The sequence below is a fragment of the Phormidesmis sp. 146-33 genome, from assembly GCF_052939515.1.
The window spans coordinates 40,264-65,792 of the sequence record NZ_JBJPHU010000025.1 but is presented as its reverse complement, the minus strand read 5'-3'; the positions used below and the strand labels follow the sequence as shown (position 1 = coordinate 65,792).

27 protein-coding genes are annotated in these 25,529 nt (G+C 48.1%); 15 read left to right on the top strand and 12 right to left on the bottom strand.

Annotated features, from left to right (window positions below; translation table 11 throughout):
- The first annotated feature begins 19 nt into the window (after positions 1-19).
- The 6 genes from ACJ2PR_RS12620 to ACJ2PR_RS12595 all read left to right on the top strand — a co-directional run bounded on the left by ACJ2PR_RS12620 (position 20) and on the right by ACJ2PR_RS12595 (position 4,840).
- Positions 20-982 (top strand): helix-turn-helix transcriptional regulator, encoded by a 963-nt coding sequence (locus tag ACJ2PR_RS12620; protein WP_446860293.1) that lies wholly within the window; start codon positions 20-22, stop codon positions 980-982.
- 242 nt (positions 983-1,224) lie between these two features.
- A complete protein-coding gene (locus ACJ2PR_RS12615; protein ID WP_446877244.1) occupies positions 1,225-2,109 on the top strand; it encodes a helix-turn-helix transcriptional regulator in 885 nt (294 codons plus the stop codon).
- Positions 2,110-2,189: 80 nt separating this feature from the next.
- A complete protein-coding gene (locus ACJ2PR_RS12610) occupies positions 2,190-2,801 on the top strand; it encodes an FMN-dependent NADH-azoreductase (RefSeq protein ID WP_446877243.1) in 612 nt (203 codons plus the stop codon).
- Between the two features lie 79 nt (positions 2,802-2,880).
- Positions 2,881-3,327, top strand: a complete 447-nt coding sequence (locus ACJ2PR_RS12605; RefSeq protein ID WP_446877242.1) for a nuclear transport factor 2 family protein — start codon at positions 2,881-2,883, stop codon at positions 3,325-3,327.
- 466 nt (positions 3,328-3,793) lie between these two features.
- Positions 3,794-4,012 carry a hypothetical protein gene (locus ACJ2PR_RS12600; protein WP_446877241.1) on the top strand — a complete coding sequence of 73 codons (219 nt, stop codon included), beginning with the start codon at positions 3,794-3,796 and terminating at the stop codon, positions 4,010-4,012.
- A 45-nt stretch (positions 4,013-4,057) separates the two neighbouring features.
- The gene (locus tag ACJ2PR_RS12595) at positions 4,058-4,840 is read left to right on the top strand and encodes a DUF3598 family protein (RefSeq protein ID WP_446877240.1); all 783 of its coding nucleotides are present in this window, start codon (positions 4,058-4,060) and stop codon (positions 4,838-4,840) included.
- Between the two features lie 239 nt (positions 4,841-5,079).
- On the opposite strand, the gene ACJ2PR_RS12590 is transcribed toward ACJ2PR_RS12595, so the two are convergent.
- Genes ACJ2PR_RS12590 through ACJ2PR_RS12580 form a run of 3 tightly spaced genes read right to left on the bottom strand, consistent with a single transcriptional unit; the run spans position 5,080 to position 6,749 of the window.
- Positions 5,080-6,162: a tocopherol cyclase family protein gene (locus ACJ2PR_RS12590; RefSeq protein WP_446877239.1), complete on the bottom strand. Its 1,083-nt coding sequence runs from the start codon at positions 6,160-6,162 to the stop codon at positions 5,080-5,082.
- Positions 6,128-6,445, bottom strand: a complete 318-nt coding sequence (locus tag ACJ2PR_RS12585; RefSeq protein ID WP_446877238.1) for a DUF6464 family protein — start codon at positions 6,443-6,445, stop codon at positions 6,128-6,130. The genes ACJ2PR_RS12590 and ACJ2PR_RS12585 overlap by 35 nt, the downstream gene beginning before the upstream one ends.
- 22 nt (positions 6,446-6,467) lie before the next feature.
- Positions 6,468-6,749 (bottom strand): ISAzo13-like element transposase-related protein, encoded by a 282-nt coding sequence (locus tag ACJ2PR_RS12580; RefSeq protein WP_446868201.1) that lies wholly within the window; start codon positions 6,747-6,749, stop codon positions 6,468-6,470.
- A gap of 118 nt (positions 6,750-6,867) precedes the next feature.
- Here ACJ2PR_RS12580 and ACJ2PR_RS12575 point away from each other — a divergent pair, with 118 nt between their 5' ends.
- Positions 6,868-7,107, top strand: a complete 240-nt coding sequence (locus ACJ2PR_RS12575) for a hypothetical protein (protein ID WP_446877237.1) — start codon at positions 6,868-6,870, stop codon at positions 7,105-7,107.
- Positions 7,108-7,136: 29 nt separating this feature from the next.
- Here the strand turns inward: ACJ2PR_RS12575 and ACJ2PR_RS12570 are convergent, their stop codons facing one another.
- Positions 7,137-7,427, bottom strand: coding sequence for a nucleotidyltransferase family protein (locus ACJ2PR_RS12570; RefSeq protein ID WP_446868203.1), 291 nt, complete (start codon positions 7,425-7,427; stop codon positions 7,137-7,139).
- A 292-nt stretch (positions 7,428-7,719) separates the two neighbouring features.
- On the opposite strand from ACJ2PR_RS12570, the gene ACJ2PR_RS12565 reads away from it, so the two are divergent.
- Together ACJ2PR_RS12565 and ACJ2PR_RS12560 are read left to right on the top strand one after the other, a co-directional pair.
- Positions 7,720-8,385 carry a transposase gene (locus ACJ2PR_RS12565; RefSeq protein ID WP_446877236.1) on the top strand — a complete coding sequence of 222 codons (666 nt, stop codon included), beginning with the start codon at positions 7,720-7,722 and terminating at the stop codon, positions 8,383-8,385.
- A 23-nt stretch (positions 8,386-8,408) separates the two neighbouring features.
- Positions 8,409-8,906, top strand: coding sequence for a transposase (locus ACJ2PR_RS12560; protein ID WP_446877235.1), 498 nt, complete (start codon positions 8,409-8,411; stop codon positions 8,904-8,906).
- A 73-nt stretch (positions 8,907-8,979) separates the two neighbouring features.
- Here the strand turns inward: ACJ2PR_RS12560 and ACJ2PR_RS12555 are convergent, their stop codons facing one another.
- From ACJ2PR_RS12555 to ACJ2PR_RS12545, 3 genes are read right to left on the bottom strand one after another with little or no spacing between them, the layout of a single operon-like run.
- On the bottom strand, positions 8,980-9,636 hold the full coding sequence (locus ACJ2PR_RS12555; protein WP_446877234.1) for a cyanoexosortase A system-associated protein: 657 nt from the start codon (positions 9,634-9,636) through the stop codon (positions 8,980-8,982).
- Positions 9,626-10,438 carry a cyanoexosortase A gene (gene crtA / locus ACJ2PR_RS12550; protein WP_446877233.1) on the bottom strand — a complete coding sequence of 271 codons (813 nt, stop codon included), beginning with the start codon at positions 10,436-10,438 and terminating at the stop codon, positions 9,626-9,628. The genes ACJ2PR_RS12555 and crtA overlap by 11 nt, the downstream gene beginning before the upstream one ends.
- Positions 10,439-10,490: 52 nt before the next feature.
- Entirely contained in the window at positions 10,491-13,526 is a 3,036-nt protein-coding gene (locus tag ACJ2PR_RS12545) for a protein kinase domain-containing protein (protein ID WP_446877232.1), read from the bottom strand.
- A gap of 225 nt (positions 13,527-13,751) precedes the next feature.
- Here ACJ2PR_RS12545 and ACJ2PR_RS12540 point away from each other — a divergent pair, with 225 nt between their 5' ends.
- A complete protein-coding gene (locus ACJ2PR_RS12540; RefSeq protein WP_446877231.1) occupies positions 13,752-15,092 on the top strand; it encodes an AAA-like domain-containing protein in 1,341 nt (446 codons plus the stop codon).
- The gene (locus ACJ2PR_RS12535; RefSeq protein WP_446877230.1) at positions 15,089-18,817 is read left to right on the top strand and encodes a WD40 domain-containing protein; all 3,729 of its coding nucleotides are present in this window, start codon (positions 15,089-15,091) and stop codon (positions 18,815-18,817) included. The genes ACJ2PR_RS12540 and ACJ2PR_RS12535 overlap by 4 nt, the downstream gene beginning before the upstream one ends.
- Positions 18,818-19,249: 432 nt before the next feature.
- On the opposite strand, the gene ACJ2PR_RS12530 is transcribed toward ACJ2PR_RS12535, so the two are convergent.
- Both ACJ2PR_RS12530 and ACJ2PR_RS12525 read right to left on the bottom strand, forming a co-directional pair.
- Positions 19,250-20,074, bottom strand: a complete 825-nt coding sequence (locus ACJ2PR_RS12530; protein WP_446868211.1) for an ImmA/IrrE family metallo-endopeptidase — start codon at positions 20,072-20,074, stop codon at positions 19,250-19,252.
- Between the two features lie 42 nt (positions 20,075-20,116).
- Complete coding sequence (locus ACJ2PR_RS12525; RefSeq protein ID WP_446860275.1) at positions 20,117-20,491, bottom strand: helix-turn-helix domain-containing protein; 375 nt, start codon at positions 20,489-20,491, stop codon at positions 20,117-20,119.
- 209 nt (positions 20,492-20,700) lie between these two features.
- Here ACJ2PR_RS12525 and ACJ2PR_RS12520 point away from each other — a divergent pair, with 209 nt between their 5' ends.
- Positions 20,701-20,892, top strand: a complete 192-nt coding sequence (locus tag ACJ2PR_RS12520; RefSeq protein ID WP_446877229.1) for a hypothetical protein — start codon at positions 20,701-20,703, stop codon at positions 20,890-20,892.
- Between the two features lie 15 nt (positions 20,893-20,907).
- On the opposite strand, the gene ACJ2PR_RS12515 is transcribed toward ACJ2PR_RS12520, so the two are convergent.
- Entirely contained in the window at positions 20,908-21,723 is an 816-nt protein-coding gene (locus ACJ2PR_RS12515) for a DUF4333 domain-containing protein (protein ID WP_446877228.1), read from the bottom strand.
- Positions 21,724-21,735: 12 nt separating this feature from the next.
- Positions 21,736-21,951: a hypothetical protein gene (locus tag ACJ2PR_RS12510; RefSeq protein WP_446868214.1), complete on the bottom strand. Its 216-nt coding sequence runs from the start codon at positions 21,949-21,951 to the stop codon at positions 21,736-21,738.
- Between the two features lie 12 nt (positions 21,952-21,963).
- On the opposite strand from ACJ2PR_RS12510, the gene ACJ2PR_RS12505 reads away from it, so the two are divergent.
- Positions 21,964-23,625, top strand: coding sequence for a metallophosphoesterase family protein (locus ACJ2PR_RS12505; protein ID WP_446877227.1), 1,662 nt, complete (start codon positions 21,964-21,966; stop codon positions 23,623-23,625).
- 84 nt (positions 23,626-23,709) lie between these two features.
- Here the strand turns inward: ACJ2PR_RS12505 and ACJ2PR_RS12500 are convergent, their stop codons facing one another.
- Positions 23,710-24,129, bottom strand: coding sequence for a DoxX family protein (locus ACJ2PR_RS12500; RefSeq protein ID WP_446877226.1), 420 nt, complete (start codon positions 24,127-24,129; stop codon positions 23,710-23,712).
- Positions 24,130-24,302: 173 nt separating this feature from the next.
- On the opposite strand from ACJ2PR_RS12500, the gene ACJ2PR_RS12495 reads away from it, so the two are divergent.
- The gene (locus ACJ2PR_RS12495; protein ID WP_446877225.1) at positions 24,303-25,220 is read left to right on the top strand and encodes an ion channel; all 918 of its coding nucleotides are present in this window, start codon (positions 24,303-24,305) and stop codon (positions 25,218-25,220) included.
- A gap of 138 nt (positions 25,221-25,358) precedes the next feature.
- Complete coding sequence (locus tag ACJ2PR_RS12490) at positions 25,359-25,517, top strand: hypothetical protein (RefSeq protein WP_446877224.1); 159 nt, start codon at positions 25,359-25,361, stop codon at positions 25,515-25,517.
- Positions 25,518-25,529: the final 12 nt, after the last annotated feature.

Sequence of the window (25,529 nt, the reverse complement as noted above, 5' to 3'; positions counted from 1 at the left end):
GAGCGTTTGGAGAATTGTGATGCGCGCCGATCGACTCCTCTCTATCTTGATGTTGCTGCAAGTTCATTCTCGGTTAACCACACGCGAACTAGCAGAACGATTGGAAGTGTCTGAGCGCACTATTCACCGGGATATGGATGCGCTCAGCAGTTCGGGGGTTCCAGTGGTAGCAGAACGCGGCAAGAGCGGAGGTTGGGGCTTGATGGAACACTATCAAACTACATTAACCGGACTCAACCTGGCAGAAATTCAGGCGTTGTTTTTGCCGAAACCCACACATTTATTAGCCGATTTAGGCTGGAGTCAGGCGTTTGAAGCCGCATTACTCAAACTTCTAGCCGCATTGCCTGCCGCTAATCGTCAGCAAGCAGAAGTGGTGAGCCAACGGATTCATGTTGACCCAACCGGATGGCATCACTGGGAAGAAGAGATGTCAGCCTTTCCGGTTCTGCAATCTGCAATTTGGCAAGAACGACAAGTTTACTTGAGCTATGAGCGCGGCAATGGTAAGCAAGTTGAACGATTAGTCAATCCTCTTGGATTAGTTGCCAAAGGGAGCATCTGGTATTTAGTCGCAGCGGTAGAGGAAGAAGTGCGCTCTTACCGGATTTCACGAGTGCAAAATGCTGCCTTGACAGACTTTCACTGTGTACGTCCAACAGAATTCAATTTAGCCGACTATTGGCAGCGATCGATGGTGGAATTCCAGGCAAATCTTCCTGCCTACCGTGTGACAGTGCGGGTTGCTCCAGAAGCAATGTCTTGGTTGCGGTATGGGGGTTACTTTGCTCGAATTGAACGGATTGATGCTCCCGATGCTGAAGGCTGGATTCCTGTCTTGCTGCGGTTTGATATCGAAAAAGCAGCTTGTGCGTATGTATTGGGATTTGGCGCACAAATGGAAGTGATCGAACCTTTAGAGTTACGCGATCGCGTTTTGCAAGCCGCTAAGGAAGCGATCGCTTTCTACACCGAACGTTGAATCAACTCGGATCAATGATGCTGTATGTTCGCAAGATTGGCATAGGTTGAGCAAAGATTGACATGATCGCTCTTCATTAAAATCTTTTCTGCTTCTGAAATTGTCCTTTGATACAACGAACGGAATCAAGCTACTGGCAATGCTTTTAAGATTATTTGCCGCTGCAAACTACAACCGTCAGATAGAATTTAAGCAGACGAACACGTACCCGTGTAGCAAAGCGATCGAGCATCAAGGGAACGATGACTGACTCTGCTCAAAACAAGCTACCTCTCGTTCTTCCCCAGCCGCCAATTCTGGCAAGTCATGGCGCGAACTGGAAAAACATTCAATTCGCCCATTTTCGGCAACTCCCTTGTCAGGTGCCAGAGCATGTGTCGCCGTTTCACGTCATTTGTATGAATGCGGGTCAACCTGTTCGACTGGAACAAGCCGTCGATGGACAAAAGGAAACCGTTGATTCAGTGCTAGGAGATTTAGCGATTTATCCAGCTTATGCAACTCAGGCGTTTGGCTGGGACACAGACACTGAGTTTTTCAATCTGTTTTTAGAGCCAACATTTCTGACTCAAGTTGGGTATGACGTGTTTGGGAACGATCGCATTGAACTCATTCCTCACCTCGCAGCATTGTTCGATCCATTTCTTCAACAAATGGGGTTTGCGTTAAAAACATCTTTGGAAATTGACGGAGAAAACAGCAATCTTTATGCTGATTCAATGGCACAGGCACTCGTTGTTCATCTTCTAGCTCGGTATTCAAGCAGTTCCCGTCAAATCAAACCCATCATAGGTGGCTTTACTCAGCAGCAATGGAGGCAAATTTCTAGTTTTATTGATGCAAACCTGGATCAGAATATTAGCCTAACTGAGTTAGCTGCGATCGTGCAGTTAAGTCCTTATCATTTCGCGCATTTGTTTAAGAAGTCAACGAATACATCACCTCATCAATACCTAATTTATTGCCGGATTGAACGGGCTAAACAATTGATGCGGATGGGAGATTTGTCACTTGCAATGATTGCTCAGATGGTTGGTTTTGCCAGTCAAGGACATTTCACCTATCACTTCAAACGTTTGATGGGTGTAACGCCCAAAGTTTTTTATATGCGATCGCAAGAACGTTGAAAACGATCGCAAGAACCTTGAAGAAAAGCAGTTGTACATTGCCACATACTGAGTGCATAAGCTGATTTCAAGGTTCGCTGATGCAACACATCCTTCATATTGACGCGAGCTACAGTGGGGAGCGATCGGTATCACGAGTTTTGTCTCATGACTTTATCACAGCTTGGAAGAAGCTTCACCCTGAAGCTGCCGTTCTCTACCGAGATCTAGGGCATTTTCCAGTTCCCTACATTAACGAAGCCTGGATTGCCGCCACTCATTCGTCACCCGAAATTCTTACACCTGAAATGATTGCAGCTTTGGAAGTGTCTAACCCACTGCTAGAAGAGTTCTTGTTGGTCGATGGTTATGTTTTTGGAGTGCCAATGTATGGTTTTACAATTCCGGCAACTTTAAAAGCCTACTTTGAACATTTGATTCGGCTTGGACGAACTTATGAGGTCACTAAAGCAGGGGTTAAAGGGCTGGTGCATGGAAAGAAGGCGCTGTTTATTACGAGCTGCGCTGGTAATTATGCTCCGGGTTCTACTTTTGGTGAGGATCATCAGGAACCGTATCTTCGGACGCTGTTTAAATCGTTTGGAATCAAGGATGTTCAGTTTGTCAATGCAGGTAATCTGATTTTCAAAGATCGAGAACAGTCTATTTCAGCAGCTCAAGCAAGTCTTCAATCCCTTGCAACTCAATGGTAAGGAACGACCCTCTTCTTCGGGCGATCGTGCCTGTTGTAAAACATGACTACTAACACTTGTACGAAAGGAAGGAATTATCATGTCTCATGAGAATATTGAAACCGCTCGTCGTCTATTCAAAGCTGTTGAAACACGCGATGTCGCTGGAGTGCTTGCCACTTATGATCCTGAGATTGTCATCCACGATGCTGCATCTCTCCCCTATGGTGGCATTCATCACGGTCTAGAAGGCGCAAAACAACACGTTGAAGGTGCGGCTCTAGCCTGGAATCATCTCCAGCCGGAAGCTGCCAGAAAGATGAATGGTGTGTTTTTGGATGCAGGTGAGTATGTTGTTGTGCTATGGCGGCTCAAAGGATTAGAAGCGAGTAGTGGTAGAACACTAGATACGCCCGTGGTCAGCGTTTATAAAATGCGGGATGCAAAAATCATTGAGTCCCAAATGTTTTACTCGGATACGGTTACGATTAGCGCTTTTTTGTGCAACTCCGAAGGAACCGCGCAATTTTTAGCAGGCAAACCCTAAATTGGCAGATTGTGAGAGGAACAGAATCAACCTTTCCTCTCGCAACCTCAGCATCAACTGATTCAACAGTGCCAACTGCTCGCAGTCTTGTTTCCTTCTGGAGTTCTCCAAATTAAATTGAGTCGCGATTGCTCAACACCAATATTAAAGTAGGATGCAATTACAACGGGTAGAAGGATCACGCGATGTGCAACTTTTTCTTAGCCCCCTTTTAAGGGGGTTGGGGGATCACACCGTCGGAGGCACAGCCCAGAGATTCCCCTCAATCCCCCTTCAAAAGGGGGACGTTAACTAGAAAGGGCGTTGCTGAATCAGGGGATGAATTGCCCCAAAGCGGCGAGAAACCCAAGGTTCAAAGTCCTCCAATTTTGGGGGATTTAGGGGGCGAAAAGATGGACACTTCCCACAGATTCATTCCTCCAATCAGCAACGCCCTAGAAAGTTGCCCGTCGCGTAGGATCTTCAAATGGCAGTGGCGATCCATGATGCTTCCATTCGCAACAACAGAGTAGGCGAACCACAGGAGCCGAGTAGCGTCGCTCCGGAGATTGTGGGCTATGGAATACGGCGTTTGTTGAATCTGACGATAAACGGCTACAAGCGTCTACAGTTAGGAAATTTCTCCAAACAATTTCTGATTGATTTGAGCAGTTTCTGCATAAAAATTTATCGCAGTACCCACTAGATAAATGAGTCGTGCCGACACTATTGGAACGAGAGGAATAAATTGATGAATCATTCAGATAGAAATTGGAACAACCTGTTCGGAGAATATACGACCGATGAGACTGCTTGGTATGGGCAGTGGAATTCGTACTCTCCTGAGCAGGAGTTGATCAAGAGCAAACAGGTAATCAGAAGTTTTCGATCGAATGTAGATAATACAGTCATTACTCACACCAACCGCTATCTGGATAATGATGGAAATGTTGTGGATAAAACAAGCTGGCAAATCGATCGAGAAACCTGTAACCAGCCGAATGGAGTGAGCCATCCTGCCGCATCCTCAATGCGAACGTTGTCATTTGGAGCAGGTGCGACGGCTTGGCTTTCACAGAAACTCAGCCTCGGAAACGCCTGTGGTCTAGAACTTTTCTTTGGAAATCACGACTGGCGATCGAGTGTTGTGATCGTCTATGGAGAAAATGGTCAGCTTGATCGGATTACACACATTCGAGAACACCGGGGCGACTTCTCTGATCAATTCCTGAGCAAAGAGCTATCAGAACTTTCAGGAAATTGGATTGGAAAGAAACGCTGTATGACTCCTGACCTAAGCATTTCATCTGAAGAAGAGACTCAAGTCTCCTTTGATCAAACCAGTGACCCTGACAAAATCATTCGCCTTCCCGGCAACACGATCGTCAAGTTTTCTGAGAGCGTCGATGTGAATCAACCGATTCAGCTTGCAGCAGGTCACCAAGTAGCAGACGATCAATTACAGTTTCTTGCGGCTCACTATGATACTACAGGTTCGTTCACGCAGTTGGTTTCTGCAACGTTACAATCTTAGTCTCGACTGAGGTAGCTGGTCTAATAAACTAGCTGCTTGAGTCGTAAAATGCACCCACGAAGCAAGTCTGTCGAAACTGTGTAACACACGATAAATTTGCGGGAGAACGCAGCCTTGTCTACCCTCAAACCTATTCAGATTCGTCAACTCCTCAATCTCTCAGCTAACATCGATCGCATGATTGATACTATCGGCAAACTGAGCGGTTGGCTGGTGATGCTGACGATCGCAGTTGGCTTCTACTTACTCAAACCGCAGCTTGAGTTCCAGATTTCGTCCCAGGGTTGTCCTCCGGTTTCGAGTCCGCACTGGCTGCTGGTGGCTTTGAGAATTAATTCGTTGTTCCAGCGATGTCTCAGTTCTAACGTTAGATTTCCTAACATGGTGTCGCGGCAGGCAAAGCGCAAACCCGTGGCAGTGGGGGCGCGTAGCGGCGTTCCGGGTAGGTCGGTGGTGCCCGTGAGGGTGACTGTGTACTGGGCGTTTTTTGCCTCCATTTTCCAGTAGCCCCAGGGTTGAATGTCCCAACTGACTTGAGAATTCCAGGGCACAAATTCGTAAAATTTTCCTTTGTGATGAATGCCGATCATCGCCACCGATTCCATCCACCACAATACGCCCCGTCTGCCGCCGCCTGCTGTTAATGCTAGATCTGGCTCATTCTCAAAATGGTTGCAGTTGAGCCAAAACCACTTTTGCGGAAAGGCTCCACCCCAATTCTTCTCACTATACGCCGGAGCGTTCACAAATTCATATCGCTTCCCATTCCAATCAATCCAACCAGTGGCTAATCCATGCGCCATGAGAATTTGCCAGCCCGGTTCAAAGATTTGCAGCGACGACAGAAAACCCGCCGTTGACTGCTGCGGACTGCCCGAACTCGCCCACCCGTATACAGGCTGAATTTCATACTGCCATTCCGCAGACTTGCCGTTGGGTTCGTGCAGTTTGCCTTGATGCCAGGTGGCCGTCGCCTGATAGCCTTCCTGAACGTGACGATCGAACCCTTCCCGCTCCAAATATTCAGGCTGACTCAACTCTGTTTTGCCCCAGTGACCCAACCCCAGCGCGTCTTTCCAGGCCCAAAAGCGACTCACATCGGGAAAGGTACGACAGAGGTATTCATCATCAGCACCGAGAATTTGCGCTGCACCGCCACTGTATGGTTGCTTGCCTGTGGGGTCTTCGATCGAATACATAAATGCAAACGTCTGACCCTGTGGCACCGTCACTCGGTAATACCAACCTTCAAAAAAATTGCGGCTGCTTCCATTCCAGTGATAGCCGCTATGAGGGGTCTGTAAAGGATGAAATTGGTTCATAGTAGGTGCATTCTTTGCAAGGGCCAAACGGATTAACAGCACAGCGAATATGAGTCGATCGCGCGTTAAATCGACAGGTAAAGTCTCCAATCAGAGACCCCATGCCTTCAACGTAGCGCTGATCAGAGGGGAGCGCCAAAAGCCGCTGAAGTTGACGGTGTTCCGCCGTTCTCATGGCCGATCGTAGACGAATCTGTGCCCGCGCCTCGGCTCGACGCAAGAAAATAAAAGACAGTAAAGGGGGAGCCAGCCCGATCGTCAGAACCAAAATGATCTCAAGCATAAGGCGACTTCCAGTAATGATTTTACCCGTTCAGCGGTCGAATTAAGATGTCCCATTTTAGTAGCTCTGGATTGCGTTCTAATCGACGCTCAACTTCACGCATTGCTACTTTAGATAGCGAAATGCCTGTTGGATAAGTCTGGGTGTTCAGCATTACTGTCGGGTGAATGCCCTTCCAAGTCATACTTTCTGCCCAAGAGAGCATCGTTTGTACGTCACTCAGTTGCGTTCCATTCCAGTGCTGTTCGAGGATGCCCCAACAGCGTTCAATCGAATTGTACTTGCTATGATAGGGCGGATGCATTGGTTGAAGCGGCTCTGTTGGTTGATGCGGTTGAAAAAGCGCGCAACGGTGCCAACCCTGGCATCACTCCCAAAACAACATCTCTCTAACTTTCTCTAGCGACGACGGAACCGCTAACATGGCCGCTACCTTGCCTGTAGATGTCACGGTGGGTGCTGATGGATCGGTGCGTTACCTACCCAAGGACTATCTAGGCGGTGCTTATGCAGTGTTTACCCGGCACCGTCACTGCTACGGCTGCTGTTCCTTTCACTTCGACGATCGACGCTGCTGGCTCTCTGACCATCACCGCCCTCGATTACCTTGCCCCCGTCCCGGTGCTTCAAACAGTCCCCCTAACCCGCCTGCTTGCCACTAAAATATCTTGCAGTTTCTCGCGATCGTCTCTCATAGGGGGATTGCTTCGCTCAGGACGCGATCGCGGATTCTGGGTCGCAGTCCTTTTTCTGTGACAACATCCACCGGACAATTCAGCAGGTCTTGTAGTTCCATCAGCAGACCACCGAGGTCAAGCAGGCTACGTTCTGCCTCCATTTCCACCAGAAAATCCACATCGCTGTCTGCGTCAGCTTCGCCCCGTGCCACAGAGCCAAAGACGCGAACATTGTAGGCACCATATTTTGATGCTGTTGCTAAAATCACTTCCCGTTTTTCATGCAACTGTGCCCCAATGTTCATAAGCAACTTTCCATTTTGTCTTATTATCCCATCATCCTACTGCGATCGCTGCATTCTTGAAGGCGGCTCAGGCATTGCTATGCCTCGGCTGTAGTTGCTGTAGTAGAGCTTGGGTCAGCAGACGATCAGAGAACTGGGCGGTTTGCCCTGTCGCAATCGTATGGCGTAAAAAATTCAGGAAGTCTTCCTTATAACAATGGTTCGGACAGTTTTTGGGTGAGGGGATAGACAAGAAAGCTATCGATCCCTTAGGGTGCTGATCAGAAAAAACAAGCACCAAACCGATAGCTGTATGCAAATTGTACAAAGTTTACTGGAGAAAATGGGCGGGTTGAGCAAACCCCAAATCAAGGGACTCACCACGCTGTTCGCCACCGTCCTCATTGTCTGTGGAAAAGTGAACTTTACGAATTTGAGCCGCTACAGTTCGTTGAGCGAAAAGACGTATCGCCGCAGATTCCAGCAGTCGTTCCCGTTTACCCGGTTCAACCTGGAAGTGATTAGAGCAGCAATGCGAGAGGATGGCGCGATGATCGCCCTGATGGATTGCTCGTTCATCGCCAAGAGCGGGAAGCAGACCTTTGGGTTGGATCAGTTTTACAACGGCAGCCACGGTCGAGTCGAAAAAGGGTTAGAGGTGTCGTTGGTGGCGGTGGTGAATGTTGAGACAGAAGTGGGGTACAGCGTACAAGCCGAGCAGACCTTTGAGCAGGCGATGTTTCCTGAACTAACGCGAATGGATTATTACCTGGATCAACTTCAGCGAGTGCGCCCACAGCTACCTGAGCAAATTCGCTATCTTGCGGTCGATGGCGCGTATGCAAATCAACCGTTTATCACCGGAGTCGTGGCGCTGAAGCTGGAGGTGATTAGTCGCCTGCGGCGCGATGCGAACCTGCGCTTTGTGTTTGAGGGGCAGCAGAAGGCACGAGGTGCCAAACGCAAATACGACATTTAGCAGACTCAACCCGGTTCACCTAGGTGTGCCAACTGCAACCGGGGTTTGACCTCTACACCCAAGTCGTCTGGCACGTCTCGCTCAAGCGTCAAATTCGCCTCGCTTATCTCAAAGACACCCGCAAACCTCACAAGCCCAGCTACGTCGTGCTGTTCTCAACCGATGTGCATCAAGCCGCCGAGCAAATCTATCGCTTCTACAAGTTACGCTTTCAAATCGAATTCATCTTTAGGGATGCCAAGCAGTTCACCGGATTGAGTGATTGCCAAGCGCGAGATGTCAAAAAGCTCGATTTTCATTTCAATGCCAGCTTTACCGTCCTGAATCTTGCCAAACTCGATGCCCATCAGCAGGACGCTGGCAAGCAACCCCTGGTCTTTTCGATGGCGAGTCTCAAACGACGGGCACTCAACGACCATTTGCTGAACCTCTTTATCTCAAAGTTAGCGCTGTCCCCAAAAGCGATTAAATCTCATCCTAGCTACCAGAGTCTTCGCTCATACGGCGTTATCACTGCCTAATTCTGTCCAGAGTGTTGATCTAAAGCAACAGGTCTATTAGACAAGAAGCCAAAAGAAGAAGTTAAAAGCTTTGCTATTCCTGTGGAAAGCGCAACTGCCACGATGAGTACCAGACAGTCCAGGCAGATTCCAAAGTCGCATACGTTTCTTCTGGAGAGTTTTTTAAGGGCGTGGAGAGATGAGTCCAGAGACAACGAAAATCGCGAAGGTTTGAGCGCCCAAATAGCCAGGGAGCAATGCGATCGATTCTCAAGTCATGAGCATTGCGATTGTCCCGAAACTGAATTCCCGTTACGGTGCTGCCACCTTGGGGATTGATGCAGACACTCAGATAAGCCTTATTTTGGTCAGAGAATACTTGGTAGAATCCGATTCCAGGCTGATGACGAATGCGGGAACGATCGTTGGTAAGACTCTTTTGATAGTCTCTGAGATAGTGTTCTACATCACCATCGGTATCGACTAAGTAGCGAATTTCGACATCAACAATAGATTGGTTTTGAGAATACTGATAAACCTTTCCAGCAATGAAGTTACGACGAATGGGATGATCAGCTAGAGAACGGTTGCCTGCTGACTTCCATCCTGGTAAAGCGATCGCATCTGGAAACACAAAAGGCGTTGCGGCGGCTCTGGGTTGATTAGGTTTAAAAATAGACTGACCCAACACAAAAAGAACCCCTCCCAGAAGGGAAATTAATAATCCAGTGCGAAATTTGTCAGTGTTCATCAGATTGCGGAATCAGAAAATTGCAGAATGCGCCAAAACTGAAGACGGCGATCGTTGAAAAAATCAAAGATCCATCGCCCACATGCCAGTATTCAAACGCCGACTGATTGGACAAGGCAACCAGGACAGCCATCAGCGCCACTCGCAACCCGTTGATCGTGAAAGCGAGGGAGAACGCGATCGTGACCAGCCACACTTTTTGATGAAATCGAGTTCGGCACAAAAACAGATAAATCAGCGCCAATCCCAATAGTTGCAAAATGACAGCTATCCCAGAACAGCCTGCATAAACTCCGATCGAGCCTCTAGGTAAATGAATCAACAGCCCCTGACGCGAAACATCAAACCCCAGACACCACAGCACAAATGTCGAGAATCTAGCCGTTAGTGGAGACGGATCGATGAATAGAGAAACGAATCCTGGTGGAATTAGAAAGAATGCTAAAAGCATTAATTCTCGCCAGTAGTGTTTGAGTCGAGACATACCAGAAGCAATCAAACTGATGCCGAGAACAGAGACAAAAGGCAACAATCGTAAAAAAATATCGTTTCCAATCAGAAACTTACTTTTGATCAAGACCAGTGACATCAGAAATGCACCCAGACTAATCGAAAAGATATCACCGCTGAGATTCAATTGAGATCGCTTTTTGAATACGAGAGCAGCGATCGCAAACCAAAATAGAATGCTAGATCCCATGAGGTCAGTATTTTGGCTGTGAGAAACTAGACTGAGATGTAGCGCGATCGTTCCTACCAGCAAACCCAGCAACAAATATTGAATTCCACGCGATTGCTTCATACGGACTGTCAGATCAGTGACGGAAGGGGTGAATTTAGAATGAGGCGATCGCTTAACGTTGCTTCCATCGTTTCCAGCCAAAGCGCGACAGGAGTAACAAAACGGCGGCAAGGCTGCCCAAAATTTCTCCAGGTTCGGGGACAGGATCAGCCCCGTTGCCAGTCGGTTGATTCATTCCTTCAGGCGTTTCCACAGGCACCTGTACCGTTTTTCCAGAGTTAGGTTCGACTCGATTTTCTTGACTCACCGCAACGAAAGCTGTGTACTTTGATAGTAATCGGTATTCTAATGCAGTATCTGTGACTGATTTGATTCCAGCTTCTGTTTCCTTCGCGAACATTTGATTGGTTAATTCTTTAATTCGAGCGCGTCCCCAGAGTTGGGCAATGCCACCCGACAGCGGTGACGAAGATGAGTTACCAGTATTCGCAAAATCGACTGGGACAATTTTCTCGTAGCGTTTTCCTCCGATCGCCGTTCCCGTAATTTTGAGGTTACCATCTGAGCGATCGCCCTTGCGTCCAAAAATCACCAAAGGCTGATTGGCAAACAGATCGGCTGTCTTAAGCGGATAGATTTGTGGAGCGGCTCCTGACCCTTCCCACGTGATCTCAATGTTGGTCAAAACGGGATTGTTGATGTGCTGAAAGAACTTCTCGACGATCGGGCCAGCTTTCTCATTAGGCATCACGACTTGAGAAGTTCCTCGTCCGAGTTCGGCGATGCGATCGATTAAGAAACGGTTAGACACTTCTCCCACCCCAAAACTGTAGAGTCGATTGCCTGGTTTCAAGTTTTTTTGCACTTCAGCGATCACCCGTTCATCATCTCCAATCAAGCCGTCCGTGATCAGTACAATGCTGCGGAGTCGTCCATCTACGGCGGGCGGAAAACTCATCACTTTTTGGATGCCGTTAAACAATTCGCTGCCGCCATTAGCCTCTAGTTTGTTGACGTACTCGATCGCTCGTTGGCGGTTTTCTGGCGTGTTGGGCAACGGTTTGTCTGACAGTTGAGTCGTGACGCTGGCGAAGTCGATAATCGTAAAGGTGTCGTCTGGATTTAAGCCCTTCAAAAAGCGGCGCATTAGTTCTTTAGAAGCCTGAATAGGTTGCCCTCCCTGTGATCCGGAGGTGTCCATCAGAAACACGACATCCTTGGGGACAATCTCATTGGGCTGGTACTGCAAGGCGGGAATTAAATAGGCAGCAAAGTGTCCTCCTCGGCGATCGGTATCCGTTAACACCGTCGATTGAGCCGTGGTATCTGCAACCTGATATTTCAACACCAGATCTTTGTTGGGGATCGTTGTTTCATTCGCCAATTGAATGCGCGTCACTCCGCCATCTTGAGCGGTTTGTACCTGATGAGACGGAGAATTCATGCCTTTAATGGGTACACCAGCATCGATCTCGACCGTAACTCTGATGTCTTGCCCCGATCGTGTCTCTGGTGCTTTCGTTGCGGGTAAAATTTTATTCGCGTCCGCAATCACACCACTGGGAACATAGCGTGGCCCAACCACCATCGGAAAATCAAACTCATAGTTTCCTTTCTCGAACTTCAAACTATTGGTATATCGAATCGTTACATCGATCTTTTCACCAGGTTTAATATTCGCAAGAGACTGTGTAAATACGTTGTCGCGTTCTTGTTCTAGTAATCCTGCGGTTTTGCCGTCCTGTTTCGCCTGATCGTAAATTTGCTTTGCTTCCTGACGTTTTTTGATCAGTCCGCGAATGATACGATTTCCGACTCGAATTTCCATATCATCGACTGCCGCTTCATCAGGCAACGGGAAGACATACACCGCCTCCAACGGTTTGTTGAATGGATTAGTGAACGTCTGCGTGACTTCGACTCGTGACACATTTCCAGTCACCCGCGCCATAACTTCGGTATGTTGAAGCGGAAAAGCTTGCTGTTTGTCGTCTGTGTTGAGGAAAAGTCCTCCGATCGCCGCAGGCTGGTTCTGTTGGGGTGGACGTTGATAGTCAGGCGTACTGTAAGTCCTTGATACCATTTGCGTAACGGGGAACATCAGCGATCGCGCCCCCGCAACACTGGCAATCAACACAACGCCTGCTGCAAGCCACCGCTTTTTAAACCGACGATGGGGTGCTTTTAAGTCTTTCAACACCTGGTCAGCCGAAAAATAGCGTCGAGTGGTGCCGCTTTCTAGCAGCTTATTGAGAATTAATTCAAGCTGAGGCGTGATTGTTTTACGTTTTGCGTGGGGTGTTGTCGTCAGGAATCCGTCTTGCGTTCTCGAACGGGTTGCATATTTTTTGACGTAGTGTTGCCAAACCCATTTATTTTCACCACTATCAAACAACTCAAAGGGCGACATTTCTGTTAGCAAGTGAATGCAGGTGACTCCCAAACTGTAGAGATCGCTGGCGTAGATTGCCTTTCCTCTAACTTGCTCTGGGGCAGTGTAGGCGGCAGATCCGATCATCGTCCCGGTTTTGCCCAAGGTGGTTTCTGACATGTATTTAGCTGCTCCAAAATCAACGAGAACTAGCTTACGATCGCTCGATCGCCGCACAATATTTTCGGGCTTGATGTCACGGTGAATGACTTGATGAGCGTGAATAAATTGCAAAATCGGCAGAATATCCTGCAACAGTTGACGAATTTGGGCTTCATTAAATGCGCCATGCTCCACCAACTCTTGAGCCAGATTGCGACCGTCGATAAATTCTTGCACCAGATACTGCCGTTGATCCTCCTCAAAGAATTCCAGCAGTTTGGGAATCTGCGAATGAGTGCCCAGTGCTTCTAGTCGTTGCGCTTCTTGACGAAACAATTCGGCTGCTTTTTCGGTGTTGTCCTGCTGCTGCGGAAAAAATTGCTTGACGACACAGTAGGGTTGCGTGAGGGGTGATTCGTCGATGACCAACAACGTTCGCCCAAACCCACCCTGACCAATCAAGCGAATCGCCCTGTAGCGATCGTTGAGCCGCAGTTTTGTTCCACAGTGACGACAGTGTTCAGCATTAAATTCGTTTTCTGGATGCTGGCACTTGGGATTAAAACAATAAGACTGCTTGGGGTTAACTGCTTTTTCGGCGGGAGAAGTTTTCATGGCGATCGCTGGAGTGCAAAAATATTTGGATTGCTAGAAGTAAAGAAACTTGTTAAGGATGGATTGAGCGCGTGAATGGTCAGACAACAGAATTTGTAAGCTATAGTGAATACTTTATTCAATAAAAGAAATCAACGGCAATACAGGAAAGTTAAGGATAGTTCAGCTAGTTTTTGCATTAAAATTCTGACCTTTGGGCAAGTTCGGCTTTGACGCTACCAAAAAGTGAGTTTTAATGAGGAAAAGTCCTGTCTGCCTGATATGAATGTGGAAACCGCGATCGCGCTGGCTGATCAGTTATTGCTCAAAAAAGCTGGAAAACCGATGAATGACCTGCAACGACTGGTTTTTCGGGGTGCGTGGCAAGGCAAGAGCTTTACAGAAATTCATCAGGACTGTGCGGAGCGGTGCGGATTGGATCATCTAATGCGAAATGTCGGCCCAGAGTTATGGAGACTGCTCTCTGAAGCGATCGGGACAAAGGTAACAAAGAACAATTTGCAGGGGCCGATCGAGCGGTTGCAGACGGTTTTACCCAGTTCTCTTCAAGCCAGTGTGATTGGTTTCAAAGAGATCGCTGCTGAAGCCGATCGCCATCCCTATGAGTCGGAGGCGTATCAGGAGATTTTGAAGCCAGGGGCGCTGATTCGGATCAAGGCGGCTCAGGACATGGGAAAAACCTGGCTGATGGAGAAAACTTTGGCCCAGGCGAGACAAAAAGGCTACCAAACCCAGGCGTTGAGTTTCGATTTGTGTGACAGTACGATTTTTACGAATTTAAATAAGTTTTCTCAGTGGTTTTGCGCCAGTGTTGCTCAATCTTTGGGCTTACCCAATCAACTGAGCGATCGCTGGAGTGATATTTTTGGCTGCAACTATAACAGCACGCTGTATTTTGAAACCTATTTACTGCCAGCAATCACGACTCCATTCGTTCTAGCATTGGATAATGTCGATCTGGTGTTTGAACATGCTGCGATCGCTAACGATTTTTGTGCCTTGCTGCGGGGCTGGAATCAACGAGCTACCCAGGGAGACGAGACAGGCACCATCTGGAAAAAGCTGCGGTTAATCGTCGTGCATTCTACTGAAGTTTACGGAGCGTTAGACATCAATCACTCTCCTTTAGGCGGCGTTGGATTAGTGATCAAACTACCCGAATTTAGCCTCGATCAAGTTCGAGAATTGACGCAAAAATATCAGCTTGGTTGGAGCAATTTTGAGGTAGAAAAACTGATGGCGATCGTCGGCGGTCACCCCTATCTAATTCAACAAGCGCTCTCTCAAATTGCTCACCACAAACTGACCCTCGACCAGCTATTACAAACCGCCACAACTGAATCGGGGGTCTACAGCGATCATTTGCGTCGTCATTTGATTCACTTGCAGCAGCAGCCCGCTCTTGCTCAGGCCTTCAAGACGCTGATTAGGGTCGATCGTCCGCTCCAACTCGACACGCTTCAGTCCTTTAAGCTTGAAAGTATGGGGCTGGTACACCTTCAAGAAAATCAAGTGATTCCTCGCTGTGAATTGTATCGACAGTACTTTCGCGATCGCCTCCCATGATGCATCCTCTCTCTTATCAAGTGGGCGGCAATCTAGCGATCGATGCTCCCACCTATGTCACCCGCAAAGCTGATCGCGACTTGTATGAAGGTCTAAAAGCAGGAGAATTTTGCTACATTCTCAACTCGCGGCAGATGGGAAAATCAAGTTTGCGCGTTCGCACAATGCATCGGCTTCAGTCTGAAGGAATCGCCTGCGCGGTGATCGATTTGACGACGATCGGGATTGAGCAAATCAGCCCAGAACAGTGGTACGCCAGTCTGATCGGAAGTCTGGTAAATAGTTTTAAGCTGAAAATGGATCTGGTGAGTTGGTGGCGCGATCGTCAATTACTTTCGCCCGTTCAGCGTTGGAGTCATTTTTTAGAAGACGTTCTGCTGAATCAGATTCACAGTCAAATTGTGATCTTTATTGATGAAATTGATAGTGTTCTTAGCCTTCCATTTCCGGTTGAAGATTTTTTTGCGGCAGTTCGTGCTTGCTATAACCACCGCGCCGAAAGTTCATCTTACCAGCGTTTAACATTTTCTCTATTAGGCGTTGCCACTCCTTCTGATTTAATGCAGGATAAGCAACGGACTCCCTTTAATATTGGGCAAGCGATCGAGCTAACCGGATTTCAACTCCCCGAAGCAGACGTGTTGGCCCAAGGGCTTGGCAACGATCCGATCGTGACCCTGAAAGCCATCTTGCACTGGACGGGCGGACAACCCTTTCTGACCCAAAAGCTCTGTCGATTAGCCGTTCAAGAATCCACCACAAACATCGATCGCCTCGTCCAATCCCACATTCTCGACCACTGGGAATTTCACGACGAGCCAACCCACCTCAAAACCATCCGCGATCGCCTCCTCCACAACAAACAACGCGCCGGACGACTCCTCGGACTCTACCAAAAAATTCTTCACCCAAGCATCCCAAACCCCACTCCTCACTCCTCACCCCTCACTCCTCACCCCTCACCCCTCGGCATTCCCCCCGATGACAGCGCCGAACAAATCGAACTGCGGCTCTCTGGTCTCGTTGTCGAGCGACAAGGCAAACTGACGGTTTCCAATCCGATTTATGCAGCGATTTTTGACCTGGACTGGGTGCAAAAGGGGTTGACGGGGCTGTGTCCCTATTCGGAGGCGCTGGCGGGTTGGATCGCAGCTAATCGCGATGAGTCCTGGTTGCTGCGGGGATATGCACTGCGAGAAGCTCAGAGTTGGGCGGCCGACAAGAGTTTGAGCGATCGCGACTATTGGTTTCTAGATGCCAGTCGCGAGTTAGAAAAGCGAGACGTTGAGAAGGCATTGGCAACCGAGAAACACGCCAAGGAAGTGGCAGAACAGGCGAATCAAATTCTCACTCAGGCTCGACAAAAAGCAGAATTTGCCCTGGAAACCGAACGCCAAGCCAATCAGCGACTCGCAAGAACTCAATGGAAAGCTCGATGGGTAGCTCGACTGGGATTCATCATGCTGGCGCTGTTGGCGATCATTTCGATCACGGTCAGTTTAGATGCGCGTCTTTTGATGCAGCAGGCAGAGGCAAAACGCAGAGCAGCCGAGATTTCTAGCCTCAATGCTTCGAGTCAATTGCTGTTGTTGAGGCATGATCAGTTGGGAGCACTGGTGGCGAGTGTGAGAGCAGGTCAGCAGCTTTTGAGTCCCTTATCGGGACGGAAATCTGAGCAAAAAAACAGCGATCGAGGCATTTCAGCGATCGAGGAACCTTATATCGATCGGCGGTTAGACAAAGATAATCTCACGGCTCAGACCACAGACGCACTGCAACTGGCAACCTATAGTATTCACGAATTAAATCGCCTCCAGGGACACCAGGATAAAATTAATAGTGTGGCGTTTAGTCCCGATGGACAACAGATTGGATCAGTGAGCGACGACGCAACCGTTAAACTTTGGCAATCAGATGGACGATTGATTAAAACGCTTTCCTGTCGATCGACAACATCAATAATTCAACGCTGCGGCATCATTAATGGGATTAGCTTTAGTTTAGATAATCAATCGATTGTAACGGCTGAACAAACTGGAAAAATTAGAATTTGGAACCGAAATGGTGATTTAGTTCAGACAATTAACGCGCATCGAGAAGCGGTTGAAAGTGTTGCAGTGAGTCCCAATGGTAAAGTGATTGCTTCAGCAAGTTGGGACAATACTGTTAAACTCTGGAATCGGAACGGTGAAGCGATCAAGACAAAGACCATGATGAAACATCAGAAAGCTGTCTACAGCGTCAGTTTTAGTCCTGATAGCGAAAGGTTGGCAACGGCTGGACAGCAGGGCGACATCAAGCTCTGGGATCTCAACGGAAATTTGGTCAAACAGTGGACAGCCCACCCTCAACAGGTCAATAGTCTCAGCTTTAGTTCTGACAATCAAACGCTGGCATCTGCAAGCAACGATGGCACCGTTAAACTCTGGAAACAGGACACATTACTCAAAACCTTGACCCGCAAAAATGGATCAGTTTACAGCGTTGCTTTTAGTCCTGATGGTCTGAGTTTGGCGGCTGCTTATCAAGACGGCACAATCAAGCTTTGGCGTGTCTCAGATGGCAGTGAGATTGATAGCTTTCAAGGACACAAAGGAGCCGTTTATGGCGTGAGTTTTAGCCCTGATGGTCAAAAGCTGGCAACTGGAAGCTATGACAACTCGGTGAAACTTTGGAGAATTCACAATCCGCTGCGGCAAGATCTCAAGGCTCACACAGCGGAGGTCAATAGCGTCAGTTTTAGCTCAGATGGGCGAATCGCTTCTGCGGGTCAAGATGGCAGCGTCAAACTCTGGAATTTGGCATCCACTGATGCGACCGATTTCACCTTCCTCAAAACGCTGACTCAAGGTTCTAATTGGCTTCAAGCTGTCAGTTTTAGCCCCGATGGGCAAATGGTTGCGATCGCCAGTCGAGATTCAACAATCAAACTTTGGAATCGCAATGGCGCACAAATACAAACGCTAAAAGGACACAAAAATCGAGTCTACGCCGTTAGTTTTAGCCCTGATGGACAAACGATCGCTTCCGCAGGCTATGATGCCACAATCAAACTCTGGAATCGGAATGGAGAGCTTCTGAGAACGCTCAAAGGTCACAGTGGTCGAGTTTACAGCGTTCGATTTAGCCCGAATGGACAGCGTTTAGTTTCAGCAGGAGGCGACGAAACGGTGCGCGTGTGGACTCCAAACGGACAGTTGCTCAGTACGCTACGGGGACACAGTGGCAGAGTCTATGGGGTGGCTTTTAGTCCAGATGGGCAGATGATTGCATCCGTGGGCAACGATGGAACGGTGCGATATTGGGAGTTGCCCGATCTGCTGAAGCAGATATCTCTTCGAGGTCGCTTACTCAAAACGTTTCAGGGGGATGAAGGCCCTGTTTACACGGTGAGTTTTAGCCCAAATGGTCAGACGGTTCCTTCGGAGTTGCGCGGAGCGCTAATCGCAACGGGTGGTCAAGATGGCAGCGTCAAATTATGGAGTCGGGATGGCAAGCTAATCAAAACTTTGAGGGGACATCGGGATGTGATCGAGAGCGTGAGTTTTAGCCCGAATGGTCAGATTTTAGCGTCGGCAAGTCGTGACCATACGATCGTTTTGTGGCGTTGGGATCTCAATCTACCGGAGCTATTAGATCAAGGTTGTGACTGGCTCCACGATTACTTGCAAAATAATTCAAATGTGAGTGAGGACGATCGTAGCCTCTGTCAAAAACGCTCCTAGCGCACCTTCTATTTTTTAGCAAGCGTTCGTATCGTTGAGCAGAAATTGATCCGATCGCACCCGCTACATTTCGAGACGGCAGTACTGCCAAAAATCCCAATCGAATCAGCCAGGCAGTGTTCAAACCAGTTTGTGAAAAATCTGAATCCGACATCTCCATCACGTTCTCAATTTGGGAGGATGAGATCAAGTGCGCGGATCTTATGCACCGAGAATGGTTGGAGCAGAGAAAATAGAAGATGATTGTACGATCGTCGCTACTGTTGATCCTGCATTAAGAGCAAAGATAGAGATAAAGACTTTAGAATATGGCTTTGCATAATGAATGGATTGAAATCAATACCTATCGAAGTTGGCAGAGGTTGAGCATGTCGGAAAGGTGCGGAAAGAATTTGGCGAGAACTATGTAATTAATGGCGATTAGTGGAGACATTAGTGGAGACAGTGCAGTAACGAAAGGACACAGAATTGATCGCCGATCGTCATGGGAATCGCTTCGATTTGACAATTAATCTGAACGCTGCCTAAGTCAATCGTTTCTCGCCCTCTGTAGGGATATCCGGTTTCGTAAACAGTGCAAATTTGGGAATCATCGCAGACAGATTTGTGTTTGGGAATAAAGCCACCACTCCATGATTGAGTTTGGGTTCTCCACCAGATCCGTAATTTCTTTTCGGGATTGTCGAGTTTGTGTTCGGTGGGTTTGAGTGAGTAACGCCAGACAATCAGTGCAGCGTTGTCAGATCCTTGCTGAATCATTCTCACCAGCGTTGCTAAAAGTGATGTTTGATAGGTTTCTGAAAGTGATCGTGCCGTATCAAAAGAGATTCCTAAATCATTGAGGCGAGGAATAAAGGACGATCGCGGCATTAACAAATCGGCGGCACCCTGATCACAGAGGCTTTCTTTGCGTTGTTCGCTCCAGGGCAAGGAGTTAGCGATCTCTAAGTGAGCGTCGAACAACAGTTCCATCAATTCGTGTCCTTCGGTAAAGCGCTGTCGAGCGATCGGATCGTCTTCTTTGATCAAAATCGTCCCGGTGTTGCTGTCAATGAGAATTCCCTGCTGCTCATCCAGCGGTGCGCGAATGGGATTGGGAATGCCAAAGTGGTTGTAAATCAGAGAGAGATCGATCGCAGGTTCATCGCTTAATCCAGCCGATCGCCGCAAAAAGTCCACGTATAAATAGACATCTTCCTCACGTTGGAGTGCGCCATAACGAGCCAAAAAAGCATGTCCAGGATGGCGATAGTTCATAAATCTGCCCGATCGACGGCGACGGTGAGCGACTCGTTGATTTTATCCTTTTCCCATTGTCACCTTGATCACGCTGTAGAGAAGCTCCCATTTTTCGGGCGTGGTAGGCTGTTGTCCGCGATATTTGAGTCGAGCCAGCATGATCACATCGTCAGGGGGCAGTTTCGCAGATTTGGCAAATTTAGCGAGACTTGGCGGCAATTTTGGCTCTTCTTGTGTCGTCAAATCGGGGGATTCTTCCTTAAGTCCCAAGGTGGCGGAGAGTTTTTCACGAACTTGCCAGGAAAGGTTGGTGGCTTGCCCCCGCTCGATTTGAGATAGATAGTTGCGAGAAATCCCGATCTTTTGGGCGAGGTCTTCCTGGCTGAGATTTTCTTGGAGGCGACGATCGCGAACTTGTTGTCCAAAGTGATTCATAGCAGTTGTGATAACTATAGTTTGCAAAATTTGTCATCAGACATTGCGTTAGCCACAACACTCTGATAAAGTAGTACATACGAACCGTAAACCGTCGTTCACATTCTACTCCTACTCCAGCAATAAATATCAATTTTAGGTACAAATTTTTTACCCGCGATCGCCCACGAGAATTCATCCCAAAAACTATCGCCAAACGAGGATCTGCTATGAATTCCAAACCGATCTGGCAATGCAAAAGTTTAAGTCAAAACTCAAAGCCACGACCGCAAAAATCTAGAAAAAAACTCAGCAAATTCTGGCAGCGGTTCACCATGCAGCAGATTGATTGCTCGATCGAATGGCACATCCGCAACTGGAATCTGAGTGGCTGTTGGGACGATCTCACAGACGATCGCTAAACCAATCGCCTTCACCTACTCAAAATCGTCGGCTGCCCCCGGTTGATTGAGAAATTCTTCGGCAGATTTGCCCGCAGGCAGGGCCGGTGAACTGGTCGTAGAAGGTTCTGTCTTTGCGTCGGGCTTAGTAGCGTCGGGCTGGGCAGGCGATGAGGGGACAGCACTGGCAACCGAGGGCGCGATCGGGACTTCAATAATCCGTTGCCAACTCACATCACCCGAAGGCTCGATCGTAACCTGAATTTTGTCTGTGGGATTCGCTTTCGCAATCACTTTCCCATCTTTTTCTGATTGTGCAGGCTTCTCTTCGGGTTTGCTGTCTGATTTCTCTTCAGATTTCACATCTACCGTCGAGGCTTTCTCACTTGATTTACCGTCGCGTTTAATCAATTTGCACTCAAAGATTTCACCGGGCTTCGCTGCTTTGTAAACACCACTGCCACAATCGACCGTTACCTGCCCCACTTCTTTCTGTAACCCTTCCTGAACAGCCGTTTGAATCTTAGCCATGTTCAGGAGCCCCTTGACGCTAGGAACCTCCCACTGAACTTTGCCCTGACCATCTTGCTGAGTCACCGGAATCGCAAATCCGCTATTAGAATCCAAAATGCCCACGCACTCAAACACTTGCCCTTCGGCAGGCTTAATATCTTTGGGACAAATCACAGACGTTAATGAGGTTCCGCCTTGCTTAACAATGCTCTCTTGAATGGAGGCCTCCATCTGAGCCGCATCCAGCGATTTACCACAACCCGTGAGCGCGATCGCACAGCCGACCACTCCCAAAAAACCACGAATAGAAAAACGAATTACGATAGCAAACCTCCTCATAGAAAAAACGATTTAGGGATGCAGTTGAGGAATGCGATCGTACACTGGAGTCATCACCCCTAAATAACTTTCTTTCGTTAGAGTATCAAAGTTGCGAATGAGTTTGGTTAATAGAAGGTAATGGTTGGGATAATAGTCGATTAATCTTAAAAAGTCATGAATGGACAAGCGTTCAGTCGGCTCATCTTCAGTTTGTTGGTGACGTTTGCAATTGTTTTGAGCAGTCAACTTGTAGCCTCTATGCACCCTCCTATCGAGCTTTTAAGCGATCCATTTTTGCAGCTTCCAACAGAGTCGTCTGTGCGCGTTGTCTGGTTTACGGAGTTTACGGGCCGCCACACGGTTTCTTATGGGACAAACTTTGAGCGACGAGCGATCGCGACGACCACAAAACTCAGCCGCACCCGCGAAGATCAAAATTCTAGAGTCGCAGAACAAACGCAGGATGGACAAAAATATCAACGTCCGATCGACCGTCCGATTTGGCGACACGAAGCTATCGTAGAAGGCTTAAAACCAGGACAGCGCATTCCCTACGGGGTGACGAGCGTGCGCGAAGATGGTCGAGCGATCGCCAGTAAGTCTTTCACTTTAGCGCCCAATCCAACTGTGGGAACTCCTCTAAAAATTTTGCTCACGTCTGACCATCAACTCAAACCAATGGTGCCTGCCAACCTGCAAAAAGTGGTGGACACGATCGGGCGAGTCGATGCCGTTTTTTGTGTCGGTGACTTGATCAATGTGTCCGATCGCGCGTCCGAATGGTTTGACGATAATCGCGGGAATGCCTTCTTTCCTAGCCTGCAAGGTCGGGCAAATTATCAGCTAAATGGTAAGCGGTATCAGGGTGGCGAAATTATTCAACATGCTCCCCTGTATGCAGCGATCGGGAACCATGAAGTGATGGGTCGATGGTCAATGCGGACGAGCTTAAATGAGCAGTTTGACGATGCCATTCCGCGATCGGTGGCTGAGAAATTAGACGGCGCAAAGTTGGATGAATCCTGGCTCAAAAATCATTCTTTTAACACCGATACTTACGAAGAAATTTTCACCTTTCCAGAAAGTTCTACCGGAAAAAAACGCTACTACGCGACGACCTTTGGCGATGTGAGATTAGTGGTTCTCTATGCGACCAATATGTGGCGAACACCGAGCCTGGAAGCAGACGCAAAAGGCAAATATCGCGAGCGACAATCCGATTTCAATCAGCCCCAAAACTGGGGATATGGTCAGCATATTTTTGAACCGATCGCCCAAGGCAGTCCTCAATATACCTGGCTAGAATCAGAGCTTGAGAGTGCAGCTTTCAAACAGGCGAAATACAAGATTGTCATGTTTCACCATCCGCCCCATTCGCTCGGCGAAAACGTTGTCCCGCCTTATACCGATCCTGTGCCAGTGGTTGCTTCGCAGTTCCCCGAAGAGGTAATCGCCCGCACCAAAGACAAAATCCAATCCATTCGCTATGAATATCCTCAAGCAGATGATTATTTAATTCGAGATGTCGTACCGCTGTTGGAACGCTCAGGCGTACAGCTAGTTTTCTACGGTCACTCACACTTATGGAATCGATTTGTCAACGCTAAAGGAATCCACTTTTTAGAAACGTCTAACGTAGGAAATAGCTATGGTGCCTATGTGGGAGAGAAACAGCGATCGCTTCCCAAAGATAGTAGAGAAACCTATGCGGCGATCGACAATCCCAATGGATTAAAACCCATCACTCCCACACTCAAACCATTACTAGACGAAACGGGAACGCCAATGCCTTACATCGCCAGCAACGAGATCACAGCCTTCAGTATTTTAGACACCGGAACTGGAATCATCAGCAGCTACCATTTTGACACCAAAGATCCCCAAGCTTCCGTTGTCAAATTTGACGAATTCAAACTCTAAAACGTGAATTCGATGAAGTTTTTCCACTGCATCGTTTTTGGTAACTTCTTTGCTAGAAATCCCTCATTCCTCATCCCTCATCCCTCATCCCTCCACCGCCCCCGGTTGCGCTTCAGGTTTGCGAGTGTACCACCCGGCCCAGGCAATTAGAACCGCTTGCAAAGGCAGTCTCGCCCAATAGAGTGCGGGGATATGAGGAACGTTCTCGATCGCAATCTGATTCACAGCCATATTGATATTCGCGGGAAACACTGCAACAAATAAAGCAATCAATCCCCAAGCGGCCGCCACACTCACAAAAGGAATCAGGAGTCCAATTCCTCCCAAGATCTCAAAGAAACCACTGATGTAGACAAGCGCCAGAGGATACGGAAGTTGGGGTGGCACAATTCTGACATAAGGAATCGGAGTCAAAAAGTGAGTCACTCCCACCACGCTGATCGAAACGGCCAAGATCACTCGCAAAACTTCTTTTCGCCAGCCCGACTGATGACTTGAATTCATAAAATTAAACCTTAAATTAATTCTGAAAATAGCAGTCTGGATGATATCTTTACCTCTACCCGCAGTCAGTAACTTCTCGATCGGGCGTTGCAGATTGGATGTGAGATGTCCTGGAATCAGTGCAAATCTTCTCCTCACAAGACCCTATAGAACTAACCTTCTCCAAAATGATTATGAGAACTGCACAAAAGAAACCGACTCAGAAACGACGGCTGCCAAGGATTAAAATTCTAATTCAAGATGGACGGTTTCAAGTCGTTGGCATGGGAGCCTGGTACTCTTACTGGCGCGACCCTTATCATCTGGTGCTGACGATTCCCTGGATGGGGTTCTTTTGCCTGATCACGCTGACTTATTTGGGCGTTAATTCACTGTTTGCGATCGCCTACTTATTGGGCGGAGATTGTATTGCTAACGCGACACCGGGATCGTTTCTAGATGCGTTCTTCTTTAGTGTACAAACGCTGGCTTCGATCGGCTATGGAGCCATGTATCCCAAAACGGTGTATTCCAATTCGGTGGTGACCGTTGAAGCGATGTTTGGTCTGGTGGGCATCTCGGTGCTGACCGGGTTGGCGTTTGCCCGCTTCTCAAAACCGACGGCTCGTGTGGTCTTTAGTCGAGTTGCGGTCATCGCTCCCCACGAAGGTCAACCTGTCTTAATGTTTAGAACGGCTAACAAGCGGCGCAATCAGATTTTAGAAGCACAGATGCGGGTCTACCTGATGCGCGATGAAGTGACCAGCGACGGACAACACATGCGGCGAATTCACGACCTGACGCTGCTAAGAAGTCAAACCCCAGGCTTTAATCTAAGCTGGACAGTGATGCACGCGATCGAGGAGTCCAGTCCGCTTTATGGATACGATGCTGACGCATTGGTGAAGATGAATACGTCGATCGTGATTTCTCTAAGCGGCATTGACGAAACGGTGACTCAAGTGGTTCATGCTCGCCATACCTACGCGGCTCAAGATATCTTCTGGAACCACCGCTTTGTTGATATCATTCACTTTACCCAGGAGGGACACCGCTACATTGACTATAACCAGTTTCACGAGGTCACTTCTTTAGAAGCGGTCACAGGCTGAATGGGTTTGACAACAACTCGCCCATTTTCGACCAGAGTGCAGCTTTTGAAAGGGGTTGAATGAGGTGGAGTGTCTCGCTGACTGCAATCACTTTGATTTTGATAATGCTGCGTTTCGGATTGTTGATTGAGAACAGAGATGCAGCAACCAACCCCCGACGTAGAGGTAGACATAAAAACTGTATTGAACACTACCTATATTATCGCCCCGATCGCCCTCGTTGTCTCCCATCTTTATGAGGATTTGACGGCTCAATCAGGAAAAAATAGAAGTGATCGTCATTCAATATACCTGTAGAAATTTGACCAG

Coding starts and splice junctions, on each gene's coding strand:
- ACJ2PR_RS12570 (WP_446868203.1), bottom strand. CDS start 7,427: ATGAACATTGGGGCACAGTTGCATGAAAAACGGGAAGTGATTTTAGCA.
- ACJ2PR_RS12530 (WP_446868211.1), bottom strand. CDS start 20,074: ATGAACTATCGCCATCCTGGACATGCTTTTTTGGCTCGTTATGGCGCA.
- ACJ2PR_RS12565 (WP_446877236.1), top strand. CDS start 7,720: ATGCAAATTGTACAAAGTTTACTGGAGAAAATGGGCGGGTTGAGCAAA.
- ACJ2PR_RS12615 (WP_446877244.1), top strand. CDS start 1,225: ATGACTGACTCTGCTCAAAACAAGCTACCTCTCGTTCTTCCCCAGCCG.
- ACJ2PR_RS12580 (WP_446868201.1), bottom strand. CDS start 6,749: ATGCATCCGCCCTATCATAGCAAGTACAATTCGATTGAACGCTGTTGG.
- ACJ2PR_RS12490 (WP_446877224.1), top strand. CDS start 25,359: ATGCAGCAACCAACCCCCGACGTAGAGGTAGACATAAAAACTGTATTG.
- ACJ2PR_RS12545 (WP_446877232.1), bottom strand. CDS start 13,526: ATGAAAACTTCTCCCGCCGAAAAAGCAGTTAACCCCAAGCAGTCTTAT.
- ACJ2PR_RS12535 (WP_446877230.1), top strand. CDS start 15,089: ATGATGCATCCTCTCTCTTATCAAGTGGGCGGCAATCTAGCGATCGAT.
- ACJ2PR_RS12575 (WP_446877237.1), top strand. CDS start 6,868: ATGGCCGCTACCTTGCCTGTAGATGTCACGGTGGGTGCTGATGGATCG.
- ACJ2PR_RS12505 (WP_446877227.1), top strand. CDS start 21,964: ATGCACCCTCCTATCGAGCTTTTAAGCGATCCATTTTTGCAGCTTCCA.
- ACJ2PR_RS12600 (WP_446877241.1), top strand. CDS start 3,794: ATGGCAGTGGCGATCCATGATGCTTCCATTCGCAACAACAGAGTAGGC.
- ACJ2PR_RS12555 (WP_446877234.1), bottom strand. CDS start 9,636: ATGAACACTGACAAATTTCGCACTGGATTATTAATTTCCCTTCTGGGA.
- ACJ2PR_RS12495 (WP_446877225.1), top strand. CDS start 24,303: ATGAGAACTGCACAAAAGAAACCGACTCAGAAACGACGGCTGCCAAGG.
- ACJ2PR_RS12520 (WP_446877229.1), top strand. CDS start 20,701: ATGAATTCCAAACCGATCTGGCAATGCAAAAGTTTAAGTCAAAACTCA.
- ACJ2PR_RS12595 (WP_446877240.1), top strand. CDS start 4,058: ATGAATCATTCAGATAGAAATTGGAACAACCTGTTCGGAGAATATACG.
- ACJ2PR_RS12515 (WP_446877228.1), bottom strand. CDS start 21,723: ATGAGGAGGTTTGCTATCGTAATTCGTTTTTCTATTCGTGGTTTTTTG.
- crtA (WP_446877233.1), bottom strand. CDS start 10,438: ATGAAGCAATCGCGTGGAATTCAATATTTGTTGCTGGGTTTGCTGGTA.
- ACJ2PR_RS12605 (WP_446877242.1), top strand. CDS start 2,881: ATGTCTCATGAGAATATTGAAACCGCTCGTCGTCTATTCAAAGCTGTT.
- ACJ2PR_RS12610 (WP_446877243.1), top strand. CDS start 2,190: ATGCAACACATCCTTCATATTGACGCGAGCTACAGTGGGGAGCGATCG.
- ACJ2PR_RS12590 (WP_446877239.1), bottom strand. CDS start 6,162: ATGAACCAATTTCATCCTTTACAGACCCCTCATAGCGGCTATCACTGG.
- ACJ2PR_RS12525 (WP_446860275.1), bottom strand. CDS start 20,491: ATGAATCACTTTGGACAACAAGTTCGCGATCGTCGCCTCCAAGAAAAT.
- ACJ2PR_RS12585 (WP_446877238.1), bottom strand. CDS start 6,445: ATGCTTGAGATCATTTTGGTTCTGACGATCGGGCTGGCTCCCCCTTTA.
- ACJ2PR_RS12620 (WP_446860293.1), top strand. CDS start 20: ATGCGCGCCGATCGACTCCTCTCTATCTTGATGTTGCTGCAAGTTCAT.
- ACJ2PR_RS12500 (WP_446877226.1), bottom strand. CDS start 24,129: ATGAATTCAAGTCATCAGTCGGGCTGGCGAAAAGAAGTTTTGCGAGTG.